8 protein-coding genes are annotated in these 8,636 nt (G+C 70.9%); 3 read left to right on the top strand and 5 right to left on the bottom strand.

The features are described from left to right. The coding region (locus tag BKN37_RS24165; protein WP_071029464.1) for an AMP-binding protein at positions 1-1,038 on the bottom strand (1,038 nt) is incomplete at its 3' end. A gap of 105 nt (positions 1,039-1,143) precedes the next feature. Here BKN37_RS24165 and BKN37_RS24160 point away from each other — a divergent pair. Next, positions 1,144-1,818 carry a helix-turn-helix transcriptional regulator gene (locus tag BKN37_RS24160; RefSeq protein WP_071029463.1) on the top strand — a complete coding sequence of 225 codons (675 nt, stop codon included), beginning with the start codon at positions 1,144-1,146 and terminating at the stop codon, positions 1,816-1,818. Further along, positions 1,811-2,242, top strand: a complete 432-nt coding sequence (locus BKN37_RS24155; protein WP_071029462.1) for a group III truncated hemoglobin — start codon at positions 1,811-1,813, stop codon at positions 2,240-2,242. Before BKN37_RS24160 ends, BKN37_RS24155 begins: the two co-directional genes overlap by 8 nt. 7 nt (positions 2,243-2,249) lie before the next feature. Here the strand turns inward: BKN37_RS24155 and BKN37_RS24150 are convergent, their stop codons facing one another. Further along, positions 2,250-3,218: a proline dehydrogenase family protein gene (locus BKN37_RS24150; protein WP_071029461.1), complete on the bottom strand. Its 969-nt coding sequence runs from the start codon at positions 3,216-3,218 to the stop codon at positions 2,250-2,252. Further along, a complete protein-coding gene (gene pruA / locus BKN37_RS24145; RefSeq protein ID WP_071029460.1) occupies positions 3,218-4,849 on the bottom strand; it encodes an L-glutamate gamma-semialdehyde dehydrogenase in 1,632 nt (543 codons plus the stop codon). Before pruA ends, BKN37_RS24150 begins: the two co-directional genes overlap by 1 nt. Positions 4,850-4,931: 82 nt before the next feature. Here pruA and BKN37_RS24140 point away from each other — a divergent pair, with 82 nt between their 5' ends. Beyond that, on the top strand, positions 4,932-6,482 hold the full coding sequence (locus BKN37_RS24140) for a PucR family transcriptional regulator (RefSeq protein ID WP_071029459.1): 1,551 nt from the start codon (positions 4,932-4,934) through the stop codon (positions 6,480-6,482). Here BKN37_RS24140 and BKN37_RS24135 read toward each other — a convergent pair. Continuing rightward, a complete protein-coding gene (locus BKN37_RS24135; RefSeq protein ID WP_071029458.1) occupies positions 6,479-7,651 on the bottom strand; it encodes a PPE family protein in 1,173 nt (390 codons plus the stop codon). The two genes, BKN37_RS24140 and BKN37_RS24135, sit on opposite strands and share 4 nt — an antisense overlap. A 72-nt stretch (positions 7,652-7,723) precedes the next feature. Continuing rightward, positions 7,724-8,636: PPE family protein (locus BKN37_RS30240; RefSeq protein WP_083342016.1), on the bottom strand; the 913-nt coding region annotated here is incomplete at its 5' end.

The following is an 8,636-nucleotide window of genomic DNA, read 5'->3' as shown; positions in this document are numbered from 1 at the left end:
CCAGCCGTCGCCGTCGTCCGCCTCGGCGGTGGCGTCCGGGCGGTTCAAGTAGCCATCGAACAGTGTCGGACCGCGAACCTGGAGGCGCCCAATGGTTTCCCCGTCATGCGGAACCGGGCCGCCGTCGTCGTCGACCAGCCGGGTCTGCACCCCGTCCAGCGGCAGCCCCACCCAGCCCGGGCGGCGTTCCCCGTCGACCCGGGTGGACACCGTGATCAGCGATTCGGTACTGCCGTACCGTTCGATCGGCGAGTGGCCGGTGAGTTCGGCCAGCCGCTGAAACACCGGCACCGGCAACGGCGCACTGCCCGACACCAGCAGCCGCGCCGAGCGCAGCGCCGCGGCGGCTGCGGTGTCCGCCACCACCCGCGACCACACCGTGGGCACCCCGAAGTACAGCGACCCGCCCGCCTCGGCGTATCCGGCCGGTGTCGGTTTCCCGGTGTGCACGAACCGGTTTCCCACCCGCAGCGATCCCAGCAGACCCAGCACCAGACCGTGGACATGGAACAGCGGCAACCCGTGCACCAGCACGTCGTCGGGGGTCCACTGCCAGGCCTGGGCCAGCGCATCCAGGTCGGCGGCCACCGCGCGCCGGCTCAACTGCACGCCCTTGGGCGGTCCGGTGGTGCCCGAGGTGTAGATGACCAAGGCGACGTCGTCGGGCGCCGGCTCGGGATGACGATGCCAGGACCGCGCGTGCAGCCGAACCGGGATGTGCGGCAAGCCGGCCAGGTCGTCGGGCGCCTCCCCCAGCCAGGCCTGCGCGCGGGAGTCGGTGAGGATATGGCGGCGTTCGGCGGCGCCGACGTCGGCGGGCACCGGCACCGCGGGCACACCGGCGATCAGGCAGCCGGTGATCGCCAGCACGGTCGACGCCGTCGGGGTGGCCAGCACCGCGATCCGTTCGGCGCCGCCGACGCGTTCGGCCACCGCGGTCGCCGCCCCGATCAGATCGGCGCGGCTGAGCGTCACCCCGTCGATGCGCACCGCGTCGGCGAGGTCGCGTCCGTCCGGATTCAGCGAGGTCAACAGCACGCCAGCGAGGCTACCGGGTGGCGGCGCCGCGGGGTCGCAGCAGTCACCACCGGACTGATATTATTAATGAAACGTGTCCGTTAAATTGACAGTGCGGGAGGTAGGGTGCCGACCCAGGGCCGCGGCGGCCGACCGCAGCGCTGGCCGCGCAACCGGCAGCGGGAGCGGGTGCTGCAGCTGGTGCGTGAGCACGACGGCGCGGTGGACGCCGCCGAACTCGCCGACCGGATGGGCTTGCACATCACCACGGTGCGGTTCCACCTGGATGCGCTGTGCGAGGAGGGGGCGGTGGCACGCACCCGGATCAAGCAGGCCGGCGTGGGCCGTCCCCGGACCGGATATGTCGCCGTACAGGGTCGACTGGACTATCGCAGTTTTGCCGAAGTGCTGGCCCTGGAACTGGGTGCGACCGCCGAGCAGCGGCAACGACGCGCGCAGCGCGCCGGGCAGCGCTGGGCGGCGCGGATCCTGGCCAGCGAAGGCGCTGCGCCGCAGCGTGTTCCGGTCAGCGACGAGCAGATCGCCAGCACCGTGCGGGTTTTCGAGCGGATGGGCTTCGGCCCCGAACCCGCCCCGGGCGCCGCCGGTGAGCAACTCATCCGCCTGCACGGCTGCCCCGTGCGCGACCTCGCCCGCTCCCATCCGGAGGTGACCTGCGGCGTCCACCTGGGGCTGTTGCGCGGGCTGCTCGCGGGCGGCCCCGATGCGGCCCTGCACGCCGACCTTGAACCCTTTGCCGAGCCGGAACTGTGCATCGCCCGGGTACGCGCCGATGACTGAGCTGCTGGAGCGCAGCTGCGCCGACCTGACCGACCGCGCCGACGTGGAGGCGCTGCTGCGCCGCTTCTACGGCCAGGTGCTCGTCGATGACGTCCTGGCCGACCCGTTCACCGAGGTGCGAGAGGTCACCGGGCTCGACGCCCACATTCCGGTGATGGCCGACTTCTGGGAGACGGTGCTGTTCCGCGCCGGACGCTACAAGGGCAGCGCACTGACCGCCCACCGGCACGTTCACCAGCACACGCCGCTGTCCGCGCACCACTTCATCCGCTGGCTGACCACCTGGACGGCCACCGTCGACGAGATGTACCGCGGTCCGGTCGCCGAGCAGGCGAAAGTCCAAGCCGCCCGGATCGCCTGGGCCATGCACCGCCGGCTCACCGGTGGTGACGCGCCGGAACTCGACGCCCTGCTCAGGCGCTGATTTGCGCTCACCTCGCTCGTTCCGCCAGCGCGCGCAGGAAGAAGGCGAGGTTGGCGGGCCGTTCGGCTAACCTGCGCAGGAAGTAGCCGTACCAGTGGGTGCCGAACGGCAGGTACACCCGCACCTGCTGACCCGCGTCGACAAGCCGCTGCTGCTCGGCGCCCCGGATGCCATACAGCATCTGGTACTCGAAACCGCCGGCGCCGCGCCCGGATCGGGCGGCCAGGGCAGGCACGGCGGCGAGCACGGCGGGGTCGTGGGAGGCCACCATCGGATACCCCGACCCGCCCATCAGAATCCGGAGACACCGCAGATAGGCATCGGTGATGGTGTCGCCGTCGCGGAAAGCCACCGCGCCGGGTTCGTCATAGGCGCCCTTGCACAACCGGATCCGCGCCCCCGCGGCGGCCAACTGTTGGCAGTCCCCGGTGCTGCGCTTGAGGTAGGCCTGCACCACGGTGCCCAGCGACGGGAAGTCGGCCCGCAACTGCGCGACGATCGACAGCCGCGAGTCGGTGGTGGTGTGGTCCTCGGCGTCGATGGTCACCCCGATCCCGGCCTGGGCGGCCCGCTCGCAGATGGTGTGGGCGTTTTCCAGGGCGATCTTCTCGCCGTCGCGGTCCAACGCTTGCCCCAGCGCGGACAGCTTGACCGACACCTCCAGCGGCGGCACGCCGCCCGGGGCGGCGTCGGCGCGCCGGGCCAGCGCGTCCAGGAGGTGACCGTACGCGGCGACGATCGCGGCGGTGTCGACGAGGTCGGCGACGTCCTCGCCCAGATAGTCGAGGCTGACATAGCGCCCGCCGGCGCGCAGCCGCGCCGCAATGTCCAGCGCCTCCGCGCACGTTTCGCCGGGCACAAACCGATGTACCACTTTGCGGGTCACCGGGATTCGTTGCGCGGTGCGACGCAGGAGGTCCGAGCGGCTGGCGGCCAGCAGCGCCGGGCGTGCGCTCCTAGCGAAGACGCCGGTCATTACGGCGCCGCCATGTGCGGATAGTTGTGCTCGGTCGGCGGGGCGAACGTCTCCTTAATCGCGCGCGCCGACGTCCAACGCAGCAGGTTGAGCGCGGACCCGGCCTTGTCGTTGGTGCCCGACCCGCGGGAGCCGCCGAATGGCTGCTGGCCCACCACCGCGCCGGTCGGTTTGTCGTTGATATAGAAGTTGCCCGCGGCGAACCGCAGCCGGTCCTGCGCGGTCTGCACCGCGGCGCGGTCGTCGGCGACCACCGCGCCGGTCAACGCGTAGCGCGACCCGGTGTCGACGAGGTCGAGGATCTGCTCGTAGGCGTCATCGGGGTAGACGTAGACCGCCAGGATCGGCCCGAAGTATTCACAGCCGAACGCCTCGTCGGTCGGGTCGTCGGACAGCAGCACCGTGGGCCGCACGAAATAGCCTTCGCTGTCGTCGTATTCGCCGCCCACCGCGACGGTGATCCGCGCGGCGCTCTTGGCGCGTTCGATCGCGGCGACGTTCTTGGCGAAGGCGCGCGCGTCGATCAGCGCGCCGCCGTAGTTGGATAAGTCGCTGACGTCGCCATAGCGCAGTTCGGCGGCGGCGTCCAGCAACTCGTCACCCATCTGCTGCCACGCCGAGCGGGCGACGAACGCCCGGGAGGCCGCCGAGCACTTTTGGCCCTGGTAGTCGAAGGCGCCGCGGATCAAGGCGGTGCGCAGCACCTCGGGCCGCGCCGAGGCATGGCCGACCACGAAGTCCTTACCGCCGGTCTCCCCCACAATGCGCGGATAGCTGTGGTAGTGCTCGATATTGGTGCCGACGCGGCGCCACAGCTGCTGGAAGGTCGGCGGCGAGCCGGTGAAATGGATGCCGGCCAGCCGCGGATCGGCCAGCGCCACATCGGAAACCGCGAACCCATCGCCGGTGACCAGGTTGATCACCCCGGGCGGCAGCCCGGCCGCCTCCAGCAGTTGCATGGTGAGGTACGCGGCGAACGTCTGGGTGATCGACGGCTTCCACACCACGGTGTTGCCCATCAACGCCGGCGCGGTCGGCAGGTTGCCGGCGATGGCCGAGAAGTTGAACGGGGTGATCGCGTAGATGAACCCGTCCAGCGGGCGGTAGTCCAGCCGGTTCCACACCCCCGGGGTGCTGATCGGTTGCTGCGCCAGGATCTGGTGGGCGAAGGCGACGTTGAACCGCCAAAAGTCGACCAGTTCGCACGGCGCGTCGATCTCGGCCTGGTAAGCGGATTTGGACTGGCCCAGCATGGTGGCCGCCGCCAGTGTCTCCCGCCACGACCCGGCCAGCAGGTCGGCGGCCCGCAAAAACACCGCCGCCCGCTCGTCGAACGGGGTTGCCGCCCAGTCGTTCTTGGCGGCCATTGCCGCCTCGATCGCCGCGGTGGCGTCGGCGTGGGTGGCGTTGGTCAGCGTGCCCAGCCGGTGGCTGTGCCGGTGCGGCTGGACGACGTCCATGCGTTCCCCGGCGCCGAGGCGGTGTTCGCCGGCGATGACGTGCGGCAGGTCGATGGGGTCGGCGGCCAGGGCGTCCAACGCCGCGACCAGCCGGCTGCGTTCCGGGCTGTGGGGTGCGTAGTCATGAACCGGCTCGTTGGCCGGAAGCGGTACCTGGGTGATCGCGTCCATGCCGCCAGGATCCTCGACGCCGACCACCCCGGTTTTAGCTGATCCCACAAATTTTTACATCTGATTAGTAGGATCAGACAATATGCGGGCTACCGGTGTGGGGCTGGGTCAACTGCTGCTCGCCCTGGATGCGACCGTGGCGCACTTGGTCGATGCGCCACGCGGCTTGGATCTGCCGGTGTCTTCGGCGACCCTGATCGATTCCGACGACGTGCGGCTGGGGTTGGCGCCGGGCGCCGGGTCCGCGGATGTGTTCTTCCTGCTCGGTGTGGCCGAGGGTGGCGCGCTGGAGTGGATCGAGGCCCAGACCGGTCGCCCGGTGGCGATCTTCATCAAGCAACCCTCCGAGCCGGTGGTGGCCCGGGCCGTCGCCGCCGGGATCGCGGTGGTCGCCGTCGACCCGCGGGCGCGCTGGGAGCGGCTCTACCGGTTGGTCCACCATGTCCTCGAGCACCACGGCGATCACGCCGACCCGGTTGAAAGCGACACCGACCTGTTCGGCCTGGCGCAGGCCGTCGCCAACCGCACCCACGGCATGGTCAGCATCGAAGACGCGCAGTCGCACGTGCTGGCGTACTCGGCGTCCGAAGAAGCCGACGAACTGCGCCGGCTGTCCATCCTGGGCCGGGCCGGGCCGCCCGAGCATCTGGAATGGATTGCCAAGGCAGGCATTTTCGACGCGCTACGCGCCGAGCCGACGGTCGTCCGGGTGGGTCGGCGCCCCGAGCTGGGTCTGCAGCCGCGGCTGGCGATCGGCATCCATCGCCGATCGGGCCCGGCCCGGCGGGCCCCGGAGTTCGTGGGCACCATCTGGGTGCAACAGGGATCGCACCCGTTGGCCGACGACGCCGAGCAGGTGCTGCACGGCGCGGCGGTGCTGGCCGAGCGGATCATGGCCCGGCTGGCGGCTCGTCCGTCGACACGCGCGCTGCGGGTACAGCAGCTGCTCGGGTTGGCCGAGCCGGACGACGTCGACCTGGCCGTGCTGGCCCGCGAGCTCGGCGTCAGGGTGGACGGGCGCGCCGCGGTGATCGGTTTTCACGGCGCGCCCGCCGATGTGATTGCGTTGAGCGCCACCGCGTTTAGGTTCGACGCCCAGGTCACCTCGGTCGACGACCGGGTGTATGTGGTGTTACCGCAGACCCCAGCCCCGTCAACCGTGGCGTCCTGGGTGCGCGGCACCGTCGCCGCGCTACGCCGCGAACTGCACCTGGAGCTGCGGGCCGTGATCGCCGCCCCGCTGGTCGGGCTGGCCGCGGCGGCGTCGGCACGCGCCGGGGTGGACCGGGTGTTCGACAGCGCCGGTCGTCATCCGGCGGCCATCGCCGAGGTCACCTCGCTCGACGAGGCCCGCACCACCGTGCTGCTCGACGAGATCGTCGGCCGCATCGACGACCGGCTGGTTGATCCGCGGGTGCGGGCGCTCCGCGAACAGCACCCGCTACTGGCCGACACGCTGCGGGTCTACCTGGACAGTTTCGGCGACATCGCCGCCGCTGCCGCACAGCTGCAGGTGCACCCCAATACCGTGCGTTACCGGGTACGGCGCGTCGAGAAGCTGCTGTCCATGTCGCTGGCCGATCCGGATGTGCGACTGGTGATCTCGCTGAGCCTGCGGGCCACCGAACGCTAGCCGCCGACGCTGGGCCGCGGCATCGTGAACCGGTTGGTGCGCATGCGCAATACCTTCTTGCTCAGCGGCTGTACCGGGCTGCCGCGCGGCGGTCCCGGTCCCCACATCGGGGACCCGCCCGAGGAGTTCGCCAAGGGATCCTGCGCCCACAGCGGAAGCGCCCGGACACGCATTCCCGCCGAAGGCAAATCCGCCGCGGTGCCGGCCATCGGCGTGGCCGGCGCCCAGTTCGGCGGAACCGATAATCCGCCGACCGCCGGCGCGCAGCCCATACTGGCCAGCACCGGACCGCGACCGGGCACCGTCGTGCCGGTTGGCGCGCTGGCCAGCTGCGGAACCGGGTTGGTCTGAGCAGCCGCACTGTGTGCCTCGAGGTCACTTTTCATCGCGTAGAGGAAATTCACACATCGATTCGCCGCGTACGCGACCTGCCAGGCCGGCTGCAGCGGGCCGGTCACGGTGTTGAAGTCCTTGACGCCTTGCAGCAATCCGGGAACCGTCTCCGCCGCACCCGATTTCGTCGCTCCGCCCGACGCGAGGGCATGGAGCTGCTGGGTGATCGCCGACATCAACTGGACGTGTCCGGTGGTCGACGACCCGGCGGCGTGCGCCAGCGCGGGGCCGTGACCGGATTGCTGCGCCGGGTGGCTGACCGGCGGGGGCGAGCCGAACACCGGGAGTTCGGATGCCGCCGCCACTGACGCCGCGTAGCGATACATTGCTGCGGCGTCTTGCGCCCACATCTCGGCGTAGTCCGCCTCCACGGCCGTGATCGCCGGGGTGTTCTGCCCCAGCGCGTTGGTGGCGGTCAGCGTCGTCAACGCGGCCCGATTGCTCTGGATCGCCGGCGGCGGCACGATGGCGGCCACCGCCGCCTCGTACGCGGCGATCGCGGCGGACATCTGCTCGGCGGTCTGCTGCGCTTGGCCGGCGGTGTGGCTCAGCCACGCCAGATAGCGGGCGAACGCGGCGTCCATCAATGTTGACGAGCGCCCCCGCCAGCTACCCGCCAGCTCGACCTTGGCCGCCTGGTACCCGGCCACGGTCGAATGCAGCTCGGCGGCTAGCGTGGTCCAGGCCGACGCCGAGGCGATCAGGGATCCCGGCCCGGCACCGTCGTACATGGCCGCCGAGTTGACTTCGGGGGGCAGCACCCCAAAATCAAGCATTGACATTACCTTTCGCAGCGACCGCGGCCGCGGGCCGCGAGCGCTGTTGGCGTCCGGTGAAGCGAGCGGGCGCTATCCCCCGACCGGGGAACGGGGCATCTTGAAGCGCCGAGGCGCGACCCGCAATGCGCTGCTGACGGTGGACCGCGCCGCCGTCCCGGCCGTCCGACCCATCCCCGCGGCCGGTGCCGCGCCCATCATGGCGGTGGATTCTTCGGTCTCCACCGCGGGGGCGGCCCCGAGAGTGGATTCGGGCACCCAGATCGGCTCATTGCCGAGCAGGGCTGCCGACGACGGCGGGGCCCAGCTCCGCGGAACGGTTAATCCGCCGACCGGTGCGGCCCCGCCCATGGTGGCGCGCACCGGACTGCCGAGGGTCCCGGGTGTGGGTTCGACGGCTGCGGGGGCGGCGCCGACCGGACGCGTGGCCGGCTCGGGTTGGGCGGTTGGCTTGGGTGGCGCAGCCGGGTTGTGTGTCTCGAAATCCCGCTTGGCGGCGTAGAACATGCTGCCCGCCGACGTGTAGGTGCGGCTGAAACCTGCGGCGAGGCTCACCGGTGACGCCACCGTGTTGAAGTCGCTGAAACCGGTCAGCAGTCCCGCCAACGGGTCTGTCGCCGAACCCTGGGCCGCCGAGGTCGCCGCGGTGCCGCCCGACGCGAGCGCCTGCAGCCGTTGCGGGACCCCCGAGATCAGCTGCGCGAGGTTCGCCTGAGACGGTGCTGCGGCGCTGCTTTGGCCCGCCGAGCCGGTGGCGTTCGGCGGCTGGCTAAACAAGGTCAGCCTGGTCGCCGCCGACGAGGACGCCGCGTAGCCGTACATCGCCGCGGCGTCCTGGGCCCACATCTCGGCGTAGGTCGCCTCCACCGCCGCGATCGCCGAGGTGTTCAACCCCAAAAGGTCGGTCGCGATCAAGTTCGTCAACTGGGCGCGGTTGGCCGCGATCAGCGGCGGCGGCACGGTGGCGGCGTATGCCATCTCATAG

Origin of the sequence: Mycobacterium talmoniae, assembly GCF_001854525.1 — a bacterium.
Taxonomy (GTDB): Bacteria; Actinomycetota; Actinomycetes; order Mycobacteriales; family Mycobacteriaceae; genus Mycobacterium; species Mycobacterium talmoniae.
The sequence above is the reverse complement of the archived record's forward strand: the minus strand, read 5'-3'. Positions and strand labels throughout refer to the sequence as shown.